This window comes from Microbacterium sp. AG1240 (assembly GCF_003635115.1).
Classification (GTDB): Bacteria; Actinomycetota; Actinomycetes; order Actinomycetales; family Microbacteriaceae; genus Microbacterium.
This window is the reverse complement of record NZ_RBXJ01000001.1, coordinates 1,448,715-1,471,466: the sequence shown is the minus strand read 5'-3', so window position 1 is coordinate 1,471,466 and position 22,752 is coordinate 1,448,715. Positions and strand designations below refer to the sequence as shown.

The window sequence follows — 22,752 nt, the reverse complement described above, 5'->3', positions numbered from 1 at the left end:
CCCCCTGTTCGGCTTCGGCCGGGCAGGGGGCGCGTCGTATGTTGGACGCATGTCGGTCGCCGTGGTGTTCGTCCACGGCATCCGCACGTCTGCCAGCATGTGGCGACCCCAGCTCGAGTACCTGGCCGCGCGCGGCAACACGGCGACAGCGGTCGACCTCCCCGGACACGGCACCCGGATGTCGGAGGACTTCACCATCGAAGAAGCCTTCGCCACCATCGACCGGGCCGTCAGGGATGCTGCCACCCAGGGCCCCGTACTGCTGGTCGGCCATTCGATGGGCGGCCTCCTCTCACTCGAGTACGCGGGGACGCCAGAGCCCCCTCCGCTTGCGGCGGTCGTCGGCGCGGGCTGCACCGCGATCCCCCGGGGTGCCGCGCTGCGGGCGTATCGCCTCTTCCTCCGCGGCTTCGACTCGCTTCCCGACCGGGGTGCCGCCATCACCGACTACGTGCTCTCCCGCACGCTGCCGGAACAGACCCGCGACGACTTCGGCGCGGGCGGCTACGCATTCGACACGCAGCACACCGCCCTCGCGAGCCTCTCGGTGCTCGATCTCATGAGGGCGCTGCGCAGCATCCGGGTGCCCCTCTGGTTCGTGAACGGGCAGTTCGACCAGCTCCGCATCAACGAAGCGCTCTTCACGAGGACCGTTCCCGAGGCCGAGCTGATCATCGTTCCGAAGACCACCCATCTCGTCACCTCGATGCGCCCTGATGTGTTCAACTCCGTGCTCAACCTCGCGATAACGACGGTCGAGCAGACCTGATAGACTCAGTGTTTGGCTTGCGTGTGGGTTTTCCCACCCTCACGACCGCCGCGCGACAGCCCTCTTCTGTCAAACGGCAACTGACCGAATCCTCCGAACGAAAGACCGTCGAACGTGGCGAATATCAAGTCGCAGATCAAGCGCAACAAGACCAACGCGAAGGCTAACGAGCGCAACAAGGCTGTCAAGAGCGGCCTGCGCACCGAGATCCGTCGCACCCGTGAAGCCATCGCCGCAGGCGACAAGGCCGCGGCCGAGAAGGCTCTCATCACGGCGACCAAGAAGCTCGACAAGGCCGTGAGCAAGGGCGTCATCCACGAGAACCAGGCTGCCAACCGCAAGTCGGCCATCGCCAAGCAGGTCGCCGCTCTCTGAGCCGCACCTCGTGAAAAGCCCGTCCCGTTCGCGGGGCGGGCTTTCTCGTTTCCGCGGTGATACCCCGGAATCGGCCAACACACGCGGCCTGGCGGTGTGTCTCAGCCGATCGCGGTGTCTCGACGGATCGACACCGCTCAGTCGCCGAAGGGCGTGCGCGTCGCGATCACGGTGATCATGCGCTCGAGCGCGAACACGGGGTCGCGTGACGCGCCCTTCACTTCGGAGTCGGCCCGCGCCACGGCGTGGATGGCCATGCCCAGCGTCGTCTGCGACCAGCCGACGAGGTCGCGCCGGGCACGGTCGACCTGCCAGTCCTTCATGCCCAGCCGGGCAGCCAGCGCCCCCGATGACTCGCGACTGCCCGCGACGCGCGCCATCGTTCGCACCTTCATCGCCACGGCGGCCACGAGCGGCACCGGGTCGGCGCCCGAGGCGAGCGCCTGTCGGAGGGCGATGAGGGCATCTCCGTACCGGCCCGCGATCGCGGTGTCGGCGACGGTGAACGCCGACGTCTCGACCCGACCTCCGTAGTAGCGCTCGACGATCCGGTCGTCGATGTCGCCCGCGACGTCGGAGATCAGCTGCTGGCATGCGGCTGCGAGCTCGGTGACGTCATCGGAGAAGGCCGAGACGAGGGCGCGCAGCGCGGTGGGCGCGATGCGCTTGCGAGCGGCTGAGAACTCTCCCGCGGCGAAGTCGTACTTGTCGCTGTCGCGCTTGATCGCCAGGCACGGGATCTCGATGCCGCTCCCCTGCCCCGCGCGCACCGCATCGAGCAGCTTCTTTCCGCGCACGCTCGCCCCGTTGTGCCGTAGCACGATCGTCGCGCCCTCCTGCGGGTGCTCGAGGTAGGCGAGCGCCTCGAGCAGGAAGATGTCGGATGCTTTCTCGACGCCGCCGATGCGCACCAGACGCGGTTCGCCGAACAGGGAGGGAGAACTCACGCCGAGCAGGGTGCCCGCGGCGTAGTCGTCGGCACGGACGTCGGTCACCTCGAGGCTCGGATCCTCGGCGCGAAGATAGTCGCGGATGCCCGCGATGGCACGCTCGGCGCACACCTCTTCGGGTCCGGAGACCAGCACCACCGGCGCCGGCCTCGGTTCGCGCCAGGAGACCTGCGGGATCGCCGACTTCGCCTTCGCCGGAGCGGATCGACGGGGAGCGGCGGCCATACCCACCAGCCTAACGAGCCCCCACGACGTCACGCTCCCGCCAGAGGGCGAGCGCACCGTCATCGCCCCGCCACACCGCGACGATGCCTTCCTGATCGGTGCGGGCGACGGTCGCCCCCACCGAGGCCAACGTCGACAGGATCGACTCCCGGGGGTGGCCGTAGTCGTTGTCCGCACCGACCGTGATGAGCGCGAGCGTCGGCGACGCCGCTGCGTAGAGGCGTGCGTCCTGGTCGGCGCTGCCGTGGTGCGCGACCTTCACCACATCGAACTCCCCCAGCGGCTCGTTCCGCTGCATCGCCTGCTGCGCCTCGGCGGACAGGTCGCCCAGGAGGAGGGTGTCGGGGACGCCCCCGCCGCGCACGTCGAGCACGACGCTGGCATCGTTCCCGGCAGCGACAGCCGCCGACGGCCACAGCACCCGCCACCGTGCACCGCCGAGGATCCCCTGCATCCCCGGGTGGGCGATCTCCGTGCGCGCCCCGCTCCGCCGCAGACCGTCGAGCAGTCGATCGGCGGCGCCGCCGCCGGACGGCCCGTGCACGACCAGGTCGACGCGACCGCGCACAGCCTCGACACCGCCGCGGTGATCCGCATCGAAGTGAGTGAGCACGAGCAGGTCGAGCCGGGAGATCCCGAAGCGCGCAAGGCACGTCTCCAGCCGCGCGGGGTCGGGCCCGGTGTCGATGAGCGCGACGGCACCCTCCGATCTCAGCAGCACGGCATCGCCCTGACCGACGTCGCACGCGGCGACCGCCCACCTGCCGGGTACCGTCCATGGCCCCGCCACCGTGCGAAGGGCCGTCTGTCCGCCGCTGACCCCGACGACCGCGCAGACCACCACGACCGCGACGCCGCGCAGCATCCGCCGATTCGTTCCGGGCGGAGCGAGCACGACCACAGCGACGCACACCGACACGCCCGAGAGGGCGGCGAGTCCGCCCAGTTCGCTCCACCACGGCAGCTGCTGACCGGGTAGTGAGCCCACCACGTCGGCGATCGCGGCGATCCAGCTCGCCGGGAGCCACGCGATCGCCGTGAGGCCGTCCTGCACCCAGGGGAACGGAGCCGCAAGGCACGCCGCGAGCCCAGCGAGGGTCGCGACAGGGGCGGCCGGCGCTGCGAGCAGATTCGCCGCGACCCCGAGCACCGGCACGCGAGGGTCGACGAGCACCAGAAGAGGCCCGCAGGCGAGCTGGGCCGCCAACGGTATCGACAGAGCGAGGGCAAGCGGTCGCGGCATCCAGCGGCAGAGCCCGGCGGCCAGCGGACGAGCGAGCACGAGAAGGGATGCTGTCGCCACGGTCGAGAGCGCGAACCCCAGCGACACGGCGAGCCAGGGGTCGACGGCGAGCAGCAGCACGACGGCGATGCAGAGCACGCTCAGTCCCGCACCCGCACGCCCGAGCGCGAGAGCGAACATCGCGATGGCAGCCATCGCTCCGGCGCGCACCACGCTGGGTTCGGGAGTGACGAGCATGATGAATCCCCCCAGTGTCACGAGTCCGGCGGCGATCCGCGCACCCCGTCGCGCGCCGACGAGGGCCGAGGCGCCGTACGCCACACCGACGACGAGGGCGCAGTTCGCACCCGACACGGCTGTGAGGTGCGACAGCGATGACGCCTTCATGCTCTCGTCGAGGGAGGGCGAGACCGCGCGCGTCTCCCCCACCGCAAGGCCCGGCACGAGCGCTGCACCGGGGCCGGGAAGCGCTCCCGCCGACTCGACGAGCCCTCGACGCAGATCGGACGCGGCAGCCAGCACCGCGTGGGGCCGCTCCGCGCGCACGATCACCTCCTGAGCACGCACGACGAGCACGGCCCGGTCGCCCGCCCTCACCGGGATGGAGGTGCCACGGACGGTGACCTCGCTGCCGATGTCAGCACGACCGAGCGACGCGACGGCGTCGGCCGAGACCCCGATGCGCAGGGGCAGAACTCCGCCGGTGACGGCACGGTCACCGGCCGCAATGCGGTCGGCGAGAGCGTCGAACCAGATGTCGCCGGCACTGTTCGGGTCGAGCTTGCCCGAGATCGTCGCCTCGACGACGAGCGAGCGTCCGCCACCTGCAGCCAGGTCGTCCACGCTCGCGCGGCCCGGTTGCGCGAGGGCCACGTGCGACACACCCACGGCGGCGCCGACGACGGCCACTGCGATCACCGCGCGCACCGGCGTCGGATGCTGCCAAAGCAGGGCGCAGCCCACGACAGCGACCGCCCAGAGCGCCGGCGCTGCCCACACCGCCGCTTGGGGGACGCACACGGCGAGGGCGGCCGCCGCCCACGACGCCGCAGCCGCCGGAACGAGCCGCGCAGCGCGCCGGCGTCGACGCGCAGCACTCATACCGTGACGAGATCGCGCATGCCCTCGACGATCTTCTCGCCGATCCCGGGGACGCTCAGCAGGTCGTCGACGCTCGTGAACCGTCCGTTGTCACCGCGCCACGCGACGATGCGCTTCGCCAGCGCCGGGCCGATCCGCGGCAGCGTTTCGAGTAGCGAGGCGTCGGCCCTGTTCAGATCGACGAGACCGCCGGCGGCGCCGGCCCCAGCATCCGTCTGTGCCTGCGCCGGGTCATCGACGACCGCCCCGACCACGGGGACGACGAGCTGCTCACCATCGGTCACCGGGCGGGCGAGATTCACCGACCCCCGATCGGCGTCTTCGGCGAACCCTCCCGCCGACCCGACCGCGTCGACGACGCGCGCGCCCACCGTCAGACGGTAGAGCCCGGGCGTCGCGACCGCACCGGTGACGTGGACGTAGACCGCGCCGGCGGTCGGATCGCCCGACAGCGCTGTCGCCGACGGGGTCACCGTCGTGGTTCCCGCACCGCCCGCGCCGCGAGCGATCCCGATGCCGATCGTGATCACCAGACCGGCGAGCAGGAGCACGACGACCGCGCCCACGCCCAGGCGTCGCGAGGCGGTGCGGTCGTGGGCGTCTGGCACCCCGGTGACGCTACGTGGAGCCGGTGCGCGTCGGGAGACGCCGGCTCACGATCGGGGAGGAATCACGGCGCACGAGGCCTGGGGAGGGGCGGATGCTGCGCCCCGCCCCTCCAACCGGAGCTGCTACTTCGTCGAGAAGCTGACGACCTTCGGAGGGCGCACCACCGCACGCACGATCTCACGATGGCCGAGTGCTCGGCGCACCTTCTCGTCGGCGCGCGCGCGAGCCTCGAGATCGGCGGCATCGATCCTCGCCGACACCTCCAGCGTCGAGCGCACCTTGCCGTCGACCTGCACGACGGCGGTGACGGACTCCTCCACGAGGAGCGTGGGGTCGGGTTGACGCCAGACGGCCAGACCGACGAAGGGCTCGTAGCCGAGCACCTCCCACATCTCTTCCGCGGTGTGCGGGGCGAAGAGGTCGAGGATCATCGCGATCGCCTCGGCTGCCTCGCGGACGGCGGGATCGCCTGCCCCGGCTCCGGTGTCGATCGCCTTCCGGGTCGCGTTGACCAGCTCCATGAGTCGGGCGACCACGACGTTGAACTTCGTCTGCTCGATGAGACCGGGCGCATCCGCCCACAGGCGGTGCGTGACGCGACGCAGAGCCGTGTCGCCCTCGGCCCACACGACGTCGGTCTCGCTGTCGACGTCGTGGGCGATGCGCAGCGCTCGTGCGAGGAACTTCGTCGCGCCCGTCGTGGAGACGTCATCCCAGTCCTTGTCGTCTTCCACCGGGCCGGCGAAGCCGAGTGCGACGCGGAGGGCGTCAGCGCCGTGCGCGTCGAGCTCCTCCTGGAAGAGCACGAGATTGCCCTTGCTCTTCGACATCTTCGTGCCGCCGAGGATCACCATGCCCTGATTGATCAGGTGCGTGAACGGTTCGGTGAACTCGACCATGCCCATATCGAACATCGCTTTCGTGACGAAGCGCGCGTAGAGGAGGTGGAGGATCGCGTGCTCGACGCCGCCGATGTAGAAGTCGACCGGGCCCCACTTGTCGGCCTCACGCGAGGAGAAGGGCTGCGTCGTGTCGCCGGGCGACAGGAACCGCATGTAGTACCACGAGCTGTCGACGAACGTGTCCATCGTGTCGGGGTCGCGCCGAGCGGGAGCGCCGGTCTCGGGGTCGGCCACCTCCACCCAGTCCTTCGCGGCACCGAGCGGCGATGCACCCTTGGGGGTGAGGTCGAGACCCTCGACCGCGGGCAGACGCACCGGCAGCTGGTCGTCGGGCACGGGCACGATGCGACCGTCGTCGGTGTGGATCATGGGGATCGGCGTTCCCCAGAAACGCTGACGCGAGATGAGCCAGTCGCGCAGACGGAAGGTCTTTGCGGCGCGGCCGAGACCGTCCTTCTGCAGTTGATCGATCACGCGGGAGATGGCCGTGCGCTTGGACAGCCCGTCGAAGGGGCCGGAGTTGATCAGACGACCCTCCCCCGTGAGTGCGATGCCCGTGCGCGCCGGATCGAGGTCGTCGATGCTCTCCCCGCCCGGATCGATCGGGACGCCGTGCTCGTCGAGCTCGATCACGGGGATCGCGCCGGTGACCGGAGCGGTGGTGTCCACGACGATCCGCACCGGCAGGTCGAACGCGCGCGCGAAGTCGAGGTCGCGCTGGTCGTGGGCGGGGACGGCCATGACCGCGCCGTGACCGTAGTCGGCCAGCACGTAGTCGGCCGCCCAGACGGGCATGCGCTCGCCGTTGACGGGGTTGATCGCCCAGCGCTCGAGGAAGACACCGGTCTTCGGGCGGTCGCTCGACTGCCGATCGATGTCGGTGGCCTTGCGGACGTCGGCCAGGTAGGTCGCGAACCGCTCCTGCGCCACGGCGGACGCGCCCTGGATGAGCTCGGCGGCGAGGTCGGAATCGGGTGCCACGACGAAGAACGTCGCTCCGTGCAGCGTGTCGGGGCGGGTGGAGAAGACCGTGACCTTCTCGGCGCGCCCCTCGATCTCGAAGTCGATGTCAGCGCCCACGGAACGACCGATCCAGTTGCGCTGCATTTGGATGACCTTCTGCGGCCAGAAGCCCTCGAGCTGGTTCAGGTCGTCGAGCAGACGGTCGGCGTAGTCGGTGATGCGCAGGTACCACTGCGTCAGCTTCTTCTTGATGACCTCGTTGCCGCACCGCTCGCAACGGCCGTCCACGACCTGCTCGTTGGCGAGCACCGTCTGGTCGAAGGGGCACCAGTTCACGGCGCCGTCCTTGCGGTACGCGAGGCCCCGCTCGTAGAGGCGCTCGAAGAGCCACTGGTTCCAGCGGTAGTAGTCGGGGTCGCTCGTGTGGAGCACGCGGCTCCAGTCGAAGGAGACCCCGTAGTCCTTCATGCTCGTCTTCTGCTGAGCGATGTTCGCCGAAGTCCACTGCACCGGATCGGCCTTGCGCTGGATGGCCGCATTCTCCGCCGGCAGGCCGAACGAGTCCCAGCCGATCGGATGCAGCACGTTGTACCCGCGGTGCCGCCAGAACCTCGCGACGATGTCCGAATAGAGGTAGTTCTCGGCGTGGCCCATGTGCAGGTCGCCGGAGGGGTACGGGAACATCGCCAGCACGTACTTGCGGGGGCGGGTGTCTTCGTCGCCGCCGGCGCGGAACGGGTCTTTCTCAGCCCAGCGTTCCTGCCACTTCCGCTGGACCGCGTGAACGTCGGGGCCACCGCTCTCAGCGGGCGAAGAGGGCATAGAAGACATACGGAAGAGCCAATCGTGGGGTTCGGGTCGCGCACACGGCGCGCGATCCACGTTACCGGAATGCCACCGTCACCAGCCCGGCGGCAGAACGGCGCCGATCGCGGCCAGCGGGGCGCGTGCTTTCCAGCCCACCTCGCGCACCTCGGCCTCGGGTCGGGAGTGCCAGGTGATGCCGCCCCCGGCGCCGACGTACGCGCCGTCGGGGTGCACCACGACGCTGCGGATCACCATCGCGAGGTCGACTCCCCCGTCGTCGCCCACCCACCCGAAGCAGCCGGAGAACACGCCCCGCGGAGCCGCCTCGAGCTCGTGCAGGATCGTCATGGCCGACAGCTTCGGGGCCCCCGTCATGCTGCCGGCCGGAAACGCGGCCGCAAGCAAGGAGCCCAGGGTCGTGCCTCCGGCCAGAGAGCCCGCGATGGTGCTGACGAGCTGGTGGACGGCGGGGTAGCTCTCGACGTCGAGCAGCCGTTCGACGGTTACGGTGCCGGGAGCGCACACCCGCGCGAGATCGTTGCGCATCAGATCCACGATCATGACGTTCTCCGCGCGTTCCTTCGGATCGGCGCGCAGCTCATCGGCGAGCCGGCGATCATCGACGGGATCGATCGAACGAGGTCGCGTGCCCTTGATCGGGTGCGTCCGCACCACCCCGTCGGTCACCGAGAGGAAGCGCTCCGGGGTCGCGCTGACCAGCGCCGTGCCCCCCGCCCGCACGAAGCCGCCGTGGTGGCTCGGTGATGATGTGCGAAGTCTGCGATGCACCGCGCGGGCATCGATGGGCCCGTCGACGTCGAAGCGGGTCGTCAGACACAGGAGGTAGGCGTCGCCCTCACGGATGTGATCGCGGCACCTCTCCACCAGCTCGCCGTACTCCGACGGCACATGCCGGGAACGGGCCACGGATGCGACGGGCTCCGTCGGCAGCGCAGCATCCGGCCGGGAGCGTGCCGCCGCGGCGGCCACACGCGCGGCTCGCTCGCGCGTCGGCGCCCACGCCCAGACGCGGCGGTTCGCGTGGTCGAACGCGAGGAACTCGTCCACCCGCAGCCACCACCGCGCGGGGTCGTCGCCTGCCACGGTGGGCGCACCGGCAGCCGCAGCGCCGGCCTCGTAGGTGACCCAGCCCACCCATCCGCCGCGGAACGGGCCGGCCTCATCGGTGCGATCCGTCGGACGCGACACGTCCACCGCGTCGACCGCGGCGGTATCGGATTCGGGGCGACCGATGCCCAGCCAGCTCCAGCCGTCGGAGGCGTCGGCGCCGGCGTCGAGCCAGAAGCCGTGCGGATCATCCCCCACGACACCGGCGTACGCGTCGGAGGGGTCGATCCATGCGTCGACGGCGACGGCGACGTTCGGTGGCGACACGCTCCCAGGGTAGACGCGACGACGGGTTCTAGGCTCGTGGCGTGAACGAGATCCTGACGTGGCTGCTCGACACGGTGCAGAGTGTCGATCCCGTCGTGCGGACGATCATCGCCGGCGTGGCCATCATGCTCGAGACGAGCGTGCTGGTCGGCCTCGTCGTGCCCGGCGACACGGTCGTGATCGTCGCGGGCACCGCCGTCTCCGGCCCCGTCGAGGCCATCGCGCTCGGGTTCGCTGTCGTCGGTGGTGCGCTCGTCGGCGAGAGCATCGGCTTCGCGCTCGGGCGCTTCCTCGGACCCCGCATCCGCGCCTCGCGGTTGGGTCGGCGCATCGGGGAGAAGAACTGGCAACGGTCGGAGCGCTACCTCGAACGCCGCGGCGGCCTCGCGATCTTCCTCTCCCGCTTCCTCCCGGTGTTGCACTCGCTGGTTCCGCTCACGGTGGGCATGAGCAACTACTCCTACCGACGGTTCCTCGCCTGGACGACGCCGGCCTGCGTGATCTGGACGACGTTGTACATCTCGGTGGCCTCGCTCGCCGCGGGCACCTATCGGGATCTGTCGCAGTCGATCCACTACGCGGGGTACATCTTCGTCGCCGTGATCGTGGTGTTCCTGGTGCTGATCTTCATCGGCAAGAAGGTGATCGAGCGCGTGGAGCGCAAGCATCTCGGCGATGATTCGACCGAACCCTCGCGCGCGGACGATGCGGGCATGAAAGACTGAGGGCGATGCCTTCCGACGCACCTGAGCGCCCCAAGATCCTGTGGCTCGCCCGTCTCGAGCGACGCTTCCACTCGTGGCGGGAGCGTCGCGCCCGTGGGCGTGGCCTCGTGCCCACCGCGACCGGCTTCCCCGGATACGGCAGCGAGGAGTGGGTACGGGTCCTCGGACGCGTCCTGATCGTCCCCGCTGTGAAGCAGAGATCGTCCGGCGAGTACTCCAGCCTCCGCGGGTGGCGGAGCTTCGCGGCCGTTCCCGTGGCATTCGCGCAGGTCACGGTCACCATCGAGGGCGAGCGGCACGACGTGCGCGCCGACCGAGGCGGGGTCATCGACACGGTGCTTCCGGCCCGGCTCGAACCGGGCTGGCAGACGATCATGGTCGCTGTCGAAGACGGCGAGCCCGTCGAGTCACGAGTGTTCATCGTGGCCTCCGGCGTGCGCTTCGGGCTCGTCTCCGACGTCGACGACACGGTCATGGTGACCGCCCTCCCCCGGCCTCTCCTGGCCGCGTGGAACTCCTTCGTCGTCGACGAGCATGCCCGTCAGCCCGTGCCGGGCATGGCAGTGATGCTCGAGCGACTGACCCGGGAACACCCTGGATCGCCGGTCATCTACTTGTCTACCGGCGCGTGGAACGTTGCGCCCACCCTCATCCGCTTCCTCCGCCGTCACCTCTACCCTGCCGGGGCCATCCTGCTGACCGACTGGGGTCCGACCCACGACCGGTGGTTCCGCAGCGGGAAGGACCACAAGAAGACGAATCTGCGGCGGCTCGCCGAGGAGTTCCCCGACATCCAGTGGCTGCTGGTGGGAGACGACGGTCAGCACGACGACGAGATCTACACGGGCTTCGCGATCGACCACCCCGCGAACGTCGCCGGAGTGGCGATCCGCAAGCTCTCACCCGCCGAGGCGGTGCTCGCGGGTGGCCGCACGGTGGTCGACGATCACTCCGCGGCGGAGGTGCCCTGGGTCACGGCGTCGGACGGCGCAGGCCTGCTCGAACGGCTCGCGGCCGTCGGCATCGCCGAGGAAGACGATCCCGAGAAGTGACGGTGTCGTAGGGCCCGTCTACGGTGGAACCATGTGCGGTCGTTTCGTGGTTGCCAATGTCGGTTCCGAGCTCGTCGGGGTCTTGCGCGTCGACGTCGAGAACGATGACCTCCCCGCTCCGTCGTACAACATCGCCCCCACGGCGTCGGCGGCGATCGTGCTCGATTCCGTGAAGACCGATCCGCCCACCCGGCGACTCGAACCCGCCCGCTGGGGCCTCGTACCGTCGTGGGCGAAAGATGCCGGAATCGGCGTCAAGGCCTTCAACGCCCGCTCGGAAGAGATCGAGAACAAGCCGATGTTCCGGGGAGCTCTCGAGAAGCGCCGTGCCATCGTTCCGGCGTCCGGCTACTACGAGTGGAAGACGACCGACGACGGCAAGGTTCCCCACTACATCCACCCCGCCGACGGATCGCCGCTGTTCTTCGCCGGGCTCTACGAATGGTGGAAGAACCCCGAGCTCGCCGACGACGATCCGGCTCGGTGGATGCTGAGCTTCACCATCCTCACCCGCGCCTCGATCGGTCGGCTGGGGTCGATCCACGATCGGATGCCGTTGTTCATGGACGCCGATTACGCCGACGCGTGGCTCGACCCGTCGACCGACAACGTCGGCGACATCCTCGACGCCGCGATCGATGCCGCGCCCACCGTCGCCGACACCCTCGACGACCACGTCGTCTCCACGGCAGTCGGCAACGTGCGCAACAACTCCCCCGAGCTGATCGAGCCGGTCGACGAGTGACGCCGCCCATACCGCAGACCGCCACGACGATCCGGCTCAGCGACGACGAGTGGCGAGCGGCCGCCGAGACGCACGCGGCGCGCGCAGATGAGCTCACCGCGGGTCGTCGCGCCCGGGCGTCGCGCGGACAGACGCACCCGGTCGACGACTTCCTCTTCACGTACTACTCGTACAAGCCGTCGCTGCTGCGGCGCTGGCACCCCGGGGCCGGCGTGGAGCTCGCCGATGCCGGCGAACGAGCCGGATGGCGGTGGTACCGTTCGACCGACGACCACCGCGGCGTCGTCGTCGACACCGCCGCGTTCCGAGCTGATCGCGGCGATCTGATCACCGCCGTCTCCCGTCTCCTGCGGGCGACATCGCAACGCCCGGCGCATTTCGGATGCTTCGGACTCCACGAATGGGCGATGGTCTACCGAGACGCGACGCCCCGGCACGACGTGCCGCTACGCCTGAGTCCGGCCGAGACCGATGCCGTGGTCGAAGCATCCGAACTCCGCTGCACGCACTTCGACGCGTACCGGTTCTTCACCGATGCCGCGGTGCCGCTCAATCAGGAGCCGCTGAGCCGCGACCTGCAGGTCGCGCGCGAGCAACCGGGCTGCCTGCACGCGGGCATGGACCTCTACAAGTGGGCGGTCAAACTCGGGCCTCTCGTGCCGGGTGAGGTGCTGCTCGACGCATTCGAACTCGCGCGCGACATCCGAACGCTCGACATGCAGGCATCACCGTACGATCTGCGCGACTGGGGGTACGAGCCGGTGGCGATCGAGACGGTCGACGGGAAGACTGAATACGGACGCCGCCAGCGCGCGTTCAGCATGCGCGCGAGTGAGATCCGGGCGCGCCTTCTGACCCGGCTCGACGACGGGTCTTAGCCCCATCCACCCGAGTTGCGAGTGGAGCGCATGTCGAACTGGATACGCGTCATCGGGTCCTGCTCACCCAGCTCGCGCTGCCGCTGCATCTCTTCTCGGCTCATCGGCCGTCCCGTGAACACGCGGATCAGGCGTCGCCAGAACGAGAGCTTCTTCTGATCGGTCATCATGGCCTCCGTTTCTCTGTGACGCTTTCAGCCTGCACGATCAGCCCCCGCGGGTCCAGGCCCTGCGGCGACCGCTCCGTGAGCCCCGCCTGTCGGCGGGTCATCACGGGCACTCAGCACCCCTGGTCTCGCTGGAGCGTGAGTCGACCTGCGATCACCTCGGCCGCGACGGCGCTGATCGGAGTCTGGGTGGAGCGGGCGTGCATACGCAGCAGCCGGAAGGCTGCGTCCATATCGATGTCGTGGCTGAACGCGACGTACCCCTTCGCCTGTTCGATGACCACCCTGCTGTCCAGGGCCCTTTGCAGCTGCCTCTGAGCCATGGCGGATTCCTCGGTGCGCCGGCTTTGCAGAACGCTGATCGTTGCGATGTCGGCGAGGGTCTTCGCCGCTGTGGCGTCGGCGTGATTGAGATCGCCGGTCTGATCGCGGAACAGGGTGAGTGAACCGACCACAGCGCCGCGCAGCCGCATGGGGATCGCGTACAGCGAGGCATACCCGGATCGATGCGCGTCGACCGCGAATCGCGGCCATGTGTCGGTGATGTGCCGGAGGTCGGGGACCGAGACGACGTCGCCGGTCAGAGCAGCTTCGACGGAGGGCCCTTCGCCGACGCGACACTGGAGGAGTCCGACGAGCTCGCTGCGCTCGCTGGTGGACGCGCTGACCTGCCACCCAACACCGGGCGTGGCCAGCAGGACACCGGCGGCGTTGGCGTCGAAGAGCTCGGTGCAGTCGTCTACCAAGAGCTGCAGCAGTCGGGCGATGTCGAACTGCGCGTCGAGCGAGTCGGACAGTTTCGTCGCGGTTCGCAGCAGGTGCTCTTCGCGGGTGGCCATAACTGAGTCTAGATACCGCGACTGCTCAGAGATCGAATCGCACGCGACGTGCAACGACGTCTTCGGCGACCTGCGCCACCGTTCGACCCGTCGAATAGGCGCGCCCGCGCAGCACGAGGAGGGCGTCTTCTACTCCGATGTCGAGCTGCGCGGCGACCATGCCGGAAGCCTGGTGCATCTCTCGGCGGGAGTGCGGACCGTCCGGCAGGCCATCCTCGGTGTGCTCGACGTCGTCGAGCGCGCGCTGAAGGATCCGTCGGGAGGCGATCTCAGCGAGGGTCGTGACGTCGGCGACGGCCCGCGCGGTCAGGTTGCGAGGTCGTGCGCTGTAGAGGTCGACCGCACCGACGCTCAACTCGCCGACGTAGAGGGGAAACGAGTAGATCGCGCCGACATCGAGCGAGCGGAATGCCTCCCGCGCGCTCGGCCAGTTCGTCGACGTCGAGCGGGCGAGGTCCGATTCGAGCACCGGCCGCCGGTGCCTCAGGGCGTCCCAGCACGGTCCCTCACCGAGATCGATCTGGATCTCGTCGATTCGCGCCGCCGTGACGTCGGACGCGCAGACGGTCTCGCTGCCCAAAGGACGACCGAGCGTCGAGATGGAGGCACCGGTGACCTGCGCCGCGCCCACGAAAGGGCCACACAGGTCATCACCCTTGCGCGCCACCGAGAGACGTGCGAGCGCTTCTGAGAAAGCCGCACGATCATCGCCGGGGAGAGGCGTGCTCATACTCAACCGTCCACCTGCGTCGAATGCTCGGGCTGTCAATTCGGGTGCCGTATGGCCGACGCTATCAGCACAGATGCGGTCGCGGGGAGCAAACCCCACGGGGATCGCGCGGCACGGCACCGGAATGGCGCGCTCCCCGCCCCGCGTCGGTGCCGCACGGCCCCCCGGAGGGGAACTACGGTCGTGCACGGACCCATCTCTGGTCGAACGGGAGAGCCTCATGGACAGAACATTCACACTCGTCGAGCGAGTACCCACCGTAGCGGAGCTGCGTTCACTGGCTCGTGCCGTGGGCTGGGACGACCACTACGACTGGAACACGATGCAGAGTGCGCTCGACGGATCGCTCCATGGCGCCGTAGCCGTGTACGACGGGCTCGTCGTCGGCGCCGGACGCCTCGTCGGCGACGGCAGTCGCTACTTCTACGTCCAGGACGTGATCGTGCATCCCGACGCCTCCGACGACGGCCTGGCAACCCGGCTCGTCAATCGCCTGCTGACATGGGTTCGGCTCACGGCGGGGAGCTCCGCCATCGTCGGCCTGTTCTCCAGCCCTGACGCCGTCGGTGTCTACTCCTCCTTGGGATTCATCCCCGCCTCGGAAGACCCGGTGGGTATGACGCAGCACCTGCGCGGTGAGAACCATGCGGGGTGAGTTCGTAGGCGGCTACCGCCCGGCCCGTGAGACCGCCACCGGCCGTCGGCGCTCACTTGCCATGCCCGCGAACCCGCGCACTCGCACTCGAATGCGTTGGCCGTGTTCCGGTCGCACGACGAGGCCCATGCGAGCACGGGATCGTCGTGCCGACATAGGCTTCGGGAGACGTCGACGCGCACATCTGCGGATCGTCAACGGTGAGTGGTGGACCTGAGGGGACTCGAACCCCTGACCCCCTGCATTGCTTGCCACGATCCCAAGATGCTCCGAAGCGTCGTCGTTACTCGATGTTCGTAGGCGTTGACTGAGGTTCGGCGGATCGGAGGTGCTCGATCGAGGTGGTTGTTGGCCGATCAATACTGACAATCTCACTTACACACGGCCCCCAGAATCCTCACGCAGCGGAACCGGACAGTCGCCTTGACCGCGATACGCCCGGTCGTTGGGGCAGCTCCGCTGTTCGGGGTTCGAACCCCACCATCCTGACCTGGCGACCCCCCTCCAACCATTGGGATCTGCCTTTCGCCCCTCACGAACTCCGGAAACTCGCGGAAGTAGGTCGCCGCGCTCAACTCCTGACGCCCGACTCGACGCCACGATTGCGGGCGGAGAGACCGTCGCGCACATTGACATCGCTGAGAGGCTAGGGAAGGTGCTCGAACGTACTCCTCCAGGCGACCCCAAACCGCTGCCGACTACCTGCTTCGTCGACAAGCGCTCGGAAGTTCCGCCAGAACTGAATACGGACTTCTCTTGATTCGAGGCCGCGCAGCTTCGCGATGCGGCGCTCGACCGCCGCCACTCCCCCGGGCTGTTTCACACCAGCCGTTCGGCGGTCACCATACGGGTGATCGGTCTCAGGCAATATCCGCTCAAGCGGGATGAGTCGGAGAATCTCGAGCGACGACATCATGGCCGGGGGTAGCGAGAAATAGCAGCCAAGCCGCACCGCCTCCTCGGTTAGCTCCGCTGAGCCGGTCCACCAATGCAGAATCACACCTTCGACCGGCGTACGGTGAAGTTCCCGCAGCACCTGGAACTGGGCGCTCGAGCTGTGCACGCTCACAACACGTGGTTGTCGTCGGAGTTCCTCGAGCACTGCTCGGAACACCCGCGCCTGGTCAGCGAGCGGCACCCGACTCCCACCATCGAGCCCAACCTCACCGACAAAAGCAGCCGACGCTACCGCCGTGCTGAAGGCGCTGGCGTCAAATGACTTGATGCTCTGCACAAGCCCGGGGTGCACACCGACACCCCAGCTCGCCCGCAAGTCACTGCGCGACGATACCGCCGCGAACTCGTCGATGGACCGGGTCATCGCCAAGATGAACGCTCCAAGACCACGCAGTGCCGCCGGATCGATATCTGCGGCGAGGTGCGCATGTGTGTCGAGAGGGGGTGGGGTCCTCATAGGGCCAAGTGTCCGAGCTCGTCGCGACCGCGTTGGACCAGCTTCGCTACATCGGAGAGCGGGATGTCCACGGGTATTTGCAGGCGGGAGAGATCAAGCTCCTCGAACGGCGAAGCGAGAAAATCACGCATCGCCGGCACGACGGTTTTGTCTTCGAGCCAATTGCGCTGCCTGTCGTTCGCCGGCTTTAGGTAGTGGGTGCCGTCGTTCAGCCCGCTCGCTGCGAATGAGGCTTTCCGCAGCACACACCCGAAGCAGACACCGCAGGCCACATCGGGCCCAATGCCGTACGACCGAGCACCCGTGTGCGAGCAAGAAGATGTGGACGACAGGAAAGTACTTGCCGCCGCGCTGCCAATAACGTCACTGACGAGCGAGAACATCTCTCCCTTCGTCGCGGCGGCATAGGGATTGACGACATCATGGTGCGCACCGACCGCTTCGAGGATTCGCTTGAGATCTGCGATGAACTTCGGATGAGTGGTCTTGGTCGACAGGCTTCCGCGGCGACTCTTCGAGAGCGGTGGGTTAATTGACGCGTAGCCGTTCTCCGGAAGCCACAGCGGCAGGCCATCGATCGACGCGACAGCCAGCCCGAGCGCGATGAAAAGTAACGAGCGCGACCGCGTCGAGTTCTCCCGACCGTACGCCGCTCCGCTCGGGGCATGCCGCCCGCGCGCGATGCGCACCTTCATATGGTCTGCGGTCGCGCCCTTCGCCATCCGCTCGATCTCATTGGCCACCCGTGTTTGAAGCGGGCGGAGATTTGTTGATGCCCAACTCGAAACCAGCACTTGCTTCTCGGCGCGTCCGGCCAGCTCAAGAGCGGAAAGTAGCGCTCCAGTTGCAGAGTCCGCACCGCCGCTCAGAAGCACCGCACGCTTCGCCCCGACAGCAGCATTTCCGAGCTGCTCCGGCGCCCCGACTTCTCGTCGAAACGTGAGCGACCAGGCGTCGCCGGTCAGAAAGCCAAGCAGCCGTTCGAGGTCGCTCTTGACTCCGTCCCATGGGTCAACCGCAAGCACGTCGATTGTGAGCACGATGTCTCGTTGATTCCAACGCGACAGACTACCCGAGCGACTGGCTGAGCGGTCGGCGGCGAGCACTGCGGCGGCGATACGAACGAGGTCGATATTGCGGTTCTTCACCAGTCCGTACTCAGCAAGCCGCGGTCCGACGTTGGCATGAAAGTAGGGCATGCTCTGCTTGCTGTGCCAAAAGAAGGTGGTGTCCGCGTCGGTCGGCAGCGGGTCAGCAGGCGGAAGGACTGACAGACGAAACTCGAACATGATTACGCGGCACCCCCGCGGTGAGCGCGTCGAAGCCAACGCAGCCCGCGCTGGATGGCCTTGTCTATGTCCCTCTGACTCGCACCGGATTGAGTCAGATTTGATCCGGCCGCGAGTTGCTGACTTGTCTCGTACACACCGCTGATGAACTCTTCGCGGGATACGGCGTCGGTGGAGTGAAACTCTCCGGCCTCCGACAAAAAGATCTCGGCCACGATCAGCCCAATGGCATGCTCTGCGGTCGCGACCGCGTCCGGCAGCGTCGAGTTCTCAGTCGCATCGAACATCCAGTCCAGAAGGTGAGCAGCGATGTCACGCTGTTCTTCAGCTGGGATGTCACTCCCCATGTCGGCGCCGCAGACGACATCGAGAATCGCACGCACCAATTCGGAGCGAGACGGGAGCTCGGAGAGGCGATCGAAATCGAGACCCGCCTCGGCAAGCGCCTCGCGATTACCCTCTCGAAAGGCCCTCGCGAGCCCGGCTGCGCGACTTGCGGTCGAGGCGTACGCACGCGCGTCGCGGCGCGGCGAGCTCTGTTTCTTGGATCCGTCACCTTGACGGCCTCCGCCTCCGCCCGAACCGGCACCCCCGCCTCCTCCGCCAGAACCGCCGCTTGAACGCGGGAACACTGGAATATTGAGCGCCTGCGCGATCACACTCTGCGGAACCGGCGTCTTAGATCCGTCAGTCTGCGACTGCGACCACGAATCGACGCCGTCCCGAAGCGCGCTCGACACTTTGCTCGTCGAACCCTTGTAGGACGAGCTGGTCCCCACGGCTAGATGCCTTCCTTGACGGCACCAAACGCCCCAACGAGTTCTTCCTTACCGCTGGCGCTGGCCATCGCTTCGAACTGGTCGAGAATCCCCGGTGCGTCAGTGGGCTGCAGTGTCGTAAGCGCCGAGACCTTAAGCTCGGCGGGCTTGATCCGCTTGAGCGCGTTCACCACCGAGTCGACGGCACTAGTTTGCACGCGCGAGATGCGCAGCATGGCAATGATCCCCTGCGCCTGCCGCGCTGGCTCGTCCACGATGACGCCGCCGATGTAGGACACGAGACGCGTTGCGTTCGACTGTTCGAGCTGCCTGAGCATGTCGTCGCTCACGCGGCGCGCCTCTCCAGGCGAGCGAGAAAGGAGCTGCGTGGCCATGTCTCGGATCGACTCGGGAAGCGCATCAGACTCCAGGAAAACGCTCTTGAAGCTTGCCGCGAAAACGAGGTACGGCGCGATGTCTTTCTTGGCGAGCGCAGGCGAGAGGCGCGCCCATCGAACTAATCCCTCGCTGAATTGAGGCTTCGCTTCGGTCGGTGCGGGCCGTGCAGGCTTTATGACCTCGGCACTTGACTTCTTGTTGCCCTCTGTGGGCGAGTCGCCCGGACTCTCTGAATCCAGCTGGTCATCGGCTATGGGCTTGGAGGTGTCGTCAGTCCCGTCCGTGGCCTGCGGTGTACCCGCAAACGCCTCGAGGGCTTCGAGGTTTGTGCGCAGCGTGCGCTGCCGAAGCCAGTCCGTCAGGGTCATGAAGTCGGCGGGGAAATACTGCTCTAGCACCATGAGCTTGGCGATCATGGCCTCGTCCAGTGAAATGCCGCGCTTGGCAGCGATCGAAAGTCGCACGGACAGGTCATTGAGGAACCGCTTGATTCGTCGGGGATTGCCGCGGGTCTTCTCGTGGACGATAGGGCGGATACGCGCGGCGTTATTGCGCTCCTCGACGAAGTCGTCGCGCTGCAGCGACTTGACGGTTTCGAGGGTCGCGGCTGCGCGGCGGGCCTCGGCCACCTCCATGACAATGACGTTGTAGGCACCGTCGTCGGGCACGAGCGAGCGAATCTGAAGCAACACGAGATACGCCTCTGTGTCGAAGTCGCTGAGCGCAGGAACGGGTACGGAGGTCTGCACGATCTTGTGGAGATACAGCCGAGCCGGGGATTCCTCGCCGATCTCACCGTCATCCGAGAACCGAGTAGCGATGGCTTCCGCGACCCGTTCTTCGTCGGCAGCGATGACGAACGACATCTTCGGAACCGACAGGAATAGCCGAATCGTCTCGAGCGTCTCGACGACAGTTTCGGGAAGGCATCGATCGAGGTCATCGACGAGCACGACGACGTTCTCGATCGAGGCGAGACCTTCTGACTTCAGGAGATTCTCAAACTCGGCACGGAACTGCACCATGTCGGTGATCGGCTCTGGCTGCTCCTCGCCCTCGACTTCGCTCTTCGGCTTCACAAGATCGAGCACGCTTTGCACGGATGGCAGGGTGACCGTGATCGCCGACGTCGCCGCAAGCTTCATCGCCTTTGTCCAGTCGACGCGCCTGACGAGTCGCTTGAGAAGCGATTTTGATTTTTCGCCGAGTCCGTCATCTGGCAGTGCCGCCTCAATCGCCGCGAGGATCTCGCCGATGAGCGATTCCTTAATGCCGAGCTGCGGGTCGTAGCGCCAGGGATCAGTTTCGATGACAATACGGGTCAACTTCGCGTCGTCCGCCGGACGCAGTTGGCGTCCGATCAAGCGGAGGACGGAAGTCTTGCCACTTCCCCAGCTTCCAGAAAGCCCGAGCGCGATGGGGTCGAGACCAGGGTCGAGGACTGCGTCCACGACGGTCGATGCGACAGCATCGAAAGAAAGCAGGTCAACTTCAGTTGGCTCATCGAGCAGAAGCGGGTAACGCTTCGATTCGGTACTGCTTCCTCTTGTGTCTGTCATGCTCAATCCCCCAGAAGAGCTCAACCGGAATCGCTCATCGAACTCGGTCGTATCCTAGTCTTCCGGTAGATATGCCGCCAAGGGCATCACAGCCGTCGGCTGATGCTGCGATCGACAGTAGCGGGCAAGCCGGATGCCGTGGCCAGTTACAGCGAAGAGAGCCGGATGTTTGCGTACGCGCGCGCCCAACTGGTCGGCCTCGTACAAGCGCCTCGCCACGTGTGAGCACATTTCTGGCCCGCCGCGCATATAACAGTTATGACCGATTACAACGACAACAGCCCAGAACACTTCAATCAGATGATGCTGCCCGCGGCGGCTCGTATCCGTGGCATCGACCACTTCGTCAAGCACGGCGGCACGGACCGTCCTAGCCCCGTCCCCGCTGCCCCGGCCGACGAGATCCTCTACGCGTTGATCGCAGTCGGAGCGGACTTCGCGAACGATTACTCCGCAGACCTCGATTTCTTGCGAGACATGCTTCCTCCGGTCTACAGCGGCCGGTACACCGAGTCCTTCCAATGCGAGTTCAAGACCGCCCTGGCTGAGGTAACGAAGCAACTGCAGCAGCGCTGGGAGGGACCGCGCTGCGTCGCTCACGAGCTCGCGCTTGCCATCATCCTGGAGTACGCCCTCGGCGTTGCTCAGAGCTGGGAGATCCCGCTCGATGAGGAATTCTTCGATGACCTGTTCGTCTACCTCGTCGGTAACGGAGATTACGAGCAGCTCTACTTCGGAACCCTCGCGGCGGTGGAAGGTGGCGGCTACGACACCCTCAGGGACTACCGCTTCGACCTCTGGTTCGAACCGTATAGCTGAGACCCCCGAACAGGCCCGGACACCCTCGCTATCTCGCCAGCGGTGTCCGGGCCCCTTGCGAGCTCTGCCGAGTCGAGGTCATCCGGCGACGCGCCTGCGGTCCTGCCAGTACTGACCTCGGCTAAATCGAGCGGTCATGCGCTGAGCGTTTTGCCGCCGGGGCCCTGCTGTGAATTGCGGCGCTTCGTGGCGGTGTTCTGACGTCGCTCCGTGTCGCGCTTACAGCAGCTCGGCCCGGATCCGGGCGGCGACAGCCTCGCGAAGAGGTCGCACGTTCTCCGCACTCCAGTCGGTCGGGTCGGGGAAGGACCACTCCAGGTAGCGGCCCGTCGGGGTCGCGGGGAGCGGCAGTCCGGGCTTCATCGCGACGACGATGTCTGCGGTCTCGATGTCGTCGGCGGTGACTGCGCGGGGGGTGCGGCCGCTGATGTCGAGGCCGAGCTCCGCGACGGTCGCGGCGATCGCCGGGTTCACGCTGTCGGCTGGCGTGATGCCGGCGGAGGTGGCGGTGAAGCGGTCGCCGGCGATGACCTCCAGGAGCCCGGCTCCGAGCTGGGAGCGGCCGGCGTTGTGCTTGCAGAGGAAGAGGACGGTGGGGGTGCTCATACGGGGAGGCTGCTTCCGGATCGGTGGTCGTCGGGGTCGGGAGGAGTGTGCTCAGCGGCGGTGAACGGCCCGTGAACCGCGCCGCTCAGGGTGCGGGGAGGTGGCGGGGAGCCAGGAGTCGGACGCCCGCCCAGCCCAGGGCAGCGCCGACCAGCTGCGCGGCGATGAACAGCGGCGCGGATCCTGGCGCGATGCCCGCGAAGGTGTCCGAGAACATCCGGCCGATCGTGATCGCAGGGTTCGCGAAGCTCGTGGAGCTGGTGAAGAAGTACGCGGAGCCGATGTAGGCGGCGACGGCGCCGGCGGCCCAGACGGAGCGGCCGGTGCGGGCGAGGACGAAGATCACGGCGACCAGGCCGGCGGTCGCGACGACCTCCGCGACCAGGTGCCCCGGGGTGATGCGGTCCATGGTGCTGATCGCGACGGGCGGGAGGTCGAACATGATGTTCGCGAGGACGCTGCCGATGATGCAGCCGAGGATCTGCGCGCCGATGTACGGGGCGATGTCGCGGGCGCTGCGGTACCCGAAGGCGAGGTCGACGAGAGAGACGACGGGGTTGAAGTGGGCCCCGCTGATCGGGCCCAGCACCGTGATCAGCACGAAGAGCCCGAACACGGTCGCAATCGCGTTGATGAGCAGCTGCACCCCGACGTCGTCGGACAGGCCAGTCGCGGCTATGCCGGAGCCGACGACCATCGCGGCGAGGGCGGCGGAGCCGACCAATTCGGCGGCGACACGGCGGAGGAGGGCGGAGGGGGCGGGGGTCACGCGCCTAGC

At 67.5% G+C, this 22,752-nt stretch carries 22 protein-coding genes; 8 read left to right on the top strand and 14 right to left on the bottom strand.

Features of this window, described 5'->3' with window-relative positions:
- Window positions 1-49: 49 nt before the first annotated feature.
- Both DEU34_RS06955 and rpsT read left to right on the top strand, forming a co-directional pair.
- Window positions 50-769 carry an alpha/beta fold hydrolase gene (locus DEU34_RS06955; RefSeq protein ID WP_121149377.1) on the top strand — a complete coding sequence of 240 codons (720 nt, stop codon included), beginning with the start codon at window positions 50-52 and terminating at the stop codon, window positions 767-769.
- 114 nt (window positions 770-883) lie between these two features.
- A complete protein-coding gene (rpsT, locus tag DEU34_RS06950; protein WP_121149376.1) occupies window positions 884-1,144 on the top strand; it encodes a 30S ribosomal protein S20 in 261 nt (86 codons plus the stop codon).
- Window positions 1,145-1,281: 137 nt separating this feature from the next.
- On the opposite strand, the gene holA is transcribed toward rpsT, so the two are convergent.
- The 5 genes from holA to DEU34_RS06925 form a co-directional block, all read right to left on the bottom strand.
- Window positions 1,282-2,319, bottom strand: a complete 1,038-nt coding sequence (holA, locus tag DEU34_RS06945; RefSeq protein ID WP_121149375.1) for a DNA polymerase III subunit delta — start codon at window positions 2,317-2,319, stop codon at window positions 1,282-1,284.
- Window positions 2,320-2,329: 10 nt separating this feature from the next.
- Window positions 2,330-4,663, bottom strand: coding sequence for a ComEC/Rec2 family competence protein (locus tag DEU34_RS06940; protein ID WP_121149374.1), 2,334 nt, complete (start codon window positions 4,661-4,663; stop codon window positions 2,330-2,332).
- On the bottom strand, window positions 4,660-5,271 hold the full coding sequence (locus tag DEU34_RS06935; protein ID WP_259460055.1) for a ComEA family DNA-binding protein: 612 nt from the start codon (window positions 5,269-5,271) through the stop codon (window positions 4,660-4,662). The genes DEU34_RS06940 and DEU34_RS06935 overlap by 4 nt, the downstream gene beginning before the upstream one ends.
- 123 nt (window positions 5,272-5,394) lie before the next feature.
- On the bottom strand, window positions 5,395-7,968 hold the full coding sequence (gene leuS / locus DEU34_RS06930; RefSeq protein WP_121149372.1) for a leucine--tRNA ligase: 2,574 nt from the start codon (window positions 7,966-7,968) through the stop codon (window positions 5,395-5,397).
- Between the two features lie 69 nt (window positions 7,969-8,037).
- Window positions 8,038-9,339, bottom strand: coding sequence for an anthranilate synthase component I family protein (locus DEU34_RS06925; protein ID WP_121149371.1), 1,302 nt, complete (start codon window positions 9,337-9,339; stop codon window positions 8,038-8,040).
- 41 nt (window positions 9,340-9,380) lie between these two features.
- Here DEU34_RS06925 and DEU34_RS06920 point away from each other — a divergent pair, with 41 nt between their 5' ends.
- The 4 genes from DEU34_RS06920 to DEU34_RS06905 are packed head-to-tail and all read left to right on the top strand — an operon-like array spanning window position 9,381 to window position 12,739.
- Window positions 9,381-10,064, top strand: coding sequence for a DedA family protein (locus DEU34_RS06920; RefSeq protein ID WP_121149370.1), 684 nt, complete (start codon window positions 9,381-9,383; stop codon window positions 10,062-10,064).
- Between the two features lie 5 nt (window positions 10,065-10,069).
- Window positions 10,070-11,116 (top strand): App1 family protein, encoded by a 1,047-nt coding sequence (locus tag DEU34_RS06915; protein WP_121149369.1) that lies wholly within the window; start codon window positions 10,070-10,072, stop codon window positions 11,114-11,116.
- Between the two features lie 31 nt (window positions 11,117-11,147).
- The gene (locus DEU34_RS06910) at window positions 11,148-11,861 is read left to right on the top strand and encodes an SOS response-associated peptidase (protein ID WP_121149368.1); all 714 of its coding nucleotides are present in this window, start codon (window positions 11,148-11,150) and stop codon (window positions 11,859-11,861) included.
- On the top strand, window positions 11,858-12,739 hold the full coding sequence (locus DEU34_RS06905; protein WP_396652105.1) for a 3-methyladenine DNA glycosylase: 882 nt from the start codon (window positions 11,858-11,860) through the stop codon (window positions 12,737-12,739). The genes DEU34_RS06910 and DEU34_RS06905 overlap by 4 nt, the downstream gene beginning before the upstream one ends.
- Here DEU34_RS06905 and DEU34_RS16220 read toward each other — a convergent pair.
- The 3 genes from DEU34_RS16220 to DEU34_RS06895 form a co-directional block, all read right to left on the bottom strand.
- The gene (locus DEU34_RS16220) at window positions 12,736-12,906 is read right to left on the bottom strand and encodes a hypothetical protein (RefSeq protein ID WP_183042378.1); all 171 of its coding nucleotides are present in this window, start codon (window positions 12,904-12,906) and stop codon (window positions 12,736-12,738) included. The genes DEU34_RS06905 and DEU34_RS16220 overlap by 4 nt on opposite strands.
- 113 nt (window positions 12,907-13,019) lie before the next feature.
- Complete coding sequence (locus DEU34_RS06900; protein ID WP_121149367.1) at window positions 13,020-13,745, bottom strand: GAF and ANTAR domain-containing protein; 726 nt, start codon at window positions 13,743-13,745, stop codon at window positions 13,020-13,022.
- 25 nt (window positions 13,746-13,770) lie between these two features.
- Window positions 13,771-14,475 (bottom strand): GAF and ANTAR domain-containing protein, encoded by a 705-nt coding sequence (locus tag DEU34_RS06895; RefSeq protein ID WP_121149366.1) that lies wholly within the window; start codon window positions 14,473-14,475, stop codon window positions 13,771-13,773.
- 220 nt (window positions 14,476-14,695) lie between these two features.
- Here DEU34_RS06895 and DEU34_RS16215 point away from each other — a divergent pair, with 220 nt between their 5' ends.
- Entirely contained in the window at window positions 14,696-15,130 is a 435-nt protein-coding gene (locus DEU34_RS16215) for a GNAT family N-acetyltransferase (protein WP_183042377.1), read from the top strand.
- 646 nt (window positions 15,131-15,776) lie between these two features.
- On the opposite strand, the gene DEU34_RS06885 is transcribed toward DEU34_RS16215, so the two are convergent.
- The 4 genes from DEU34_RS06885 to DEU34_RS06870 are packed head-to-tail and all read right to left on the bottom strand — an operon-like array spanning window position 15,777 to window position 20,549.
- Entirely contained in the window at window positions 15,777-16,544 is a 768-nt protein-coding gene (locus DEU34_RS06885; protein ID WP_121149365.1) for a TatD family hydrolase, read from the bottom strand.
- Complete coding sequence (locus DEU34_RS16095) at window positions 16,541-17,833, bottom strand: hypothetical protein (RefSeq protein WP_147424016.1); 1,293 nt, start codon at window positions 17,831-17,833, stop codon at window positions 16,541-16,543. Before DEU34_RS16095 ends, DEU34_RS06885 begins: the two co-directional genes overlap by 4 nt.
- A gap of 2 nt (window positions 17,834-17,835) precedes the next feature.
- Window positions 17,836-18,612 (bottom strand): hypothetical protein, encoded by a 777-nt coding sequence (locus DEU34_RS16090; RefSeq protein ID WP_147424015.1) that lies wholly within the window; start codon window positions 18,610-18,612, stop codon window positions 17,836-17,838.
- Between the two features lie 2 nt (window positions 18,613-18,614).
- Complete coding sequence (locus DEU34_RS06870) at window positions 18,615-20,549, bottom strand: P-loop NTPase fold protein (protein WP_147424014.1); 1,935 nt, start codon at window positions 20,547-20,549, stop codon at window positions 18,615-18,617.
- 258 nt (window positions 20,550-20,807) lie between these two features.
- Between DEU34_RS06870 and DEU34_RS06865 the strand changes: the two genes are divergently transcribed.
- Window positions 20,808-21,368, top strand: a complete 561-nt coding sequence (locus DEU34_RS06865) for a hypothetical protein (protein ID WP_147424013.1) — start codon at window positions 20,808-20,810, stop codon at window positions 21,366-21,368.
- 219 nt (window positions 21,369-21,587) lie between these two features.
- On the opposite strand, the gene DEU34_RS06860 is transcribed toward DEU34_RS06865, so the two are convergent.
- Both DEU34_RS06860 and DEU34_RS06855 read right to left on the bottom strand, forming a co-directional pair.
- Window positions 21,588-21,974 (bottom strand): low molecular weight phosphatase family protein, encoded by a 387-nt coding sequence (locus tag DEU34_RS06860; protein ID WP_121149360.1) that lies wholly within the window; start codon window positions 21,972-21,974, stop codon window positions 21,588-21,590.
- An 85-nt stretch (window positions 21,975-22,059) separates the two neighbouring features.
- Window positions 22,060-22,743, bottom strand: a complete 684-nt coding sequence (locus DEU34_RS06855; RefSeq protein WP_121149359.1) for an MIP/aquaporin family protein — start codon at window positions 22,741-22,743, stop codon at window positions 22,060-22,062.
- Window positions 22,744-22,752: the final 9 nt, after the last annotated feature.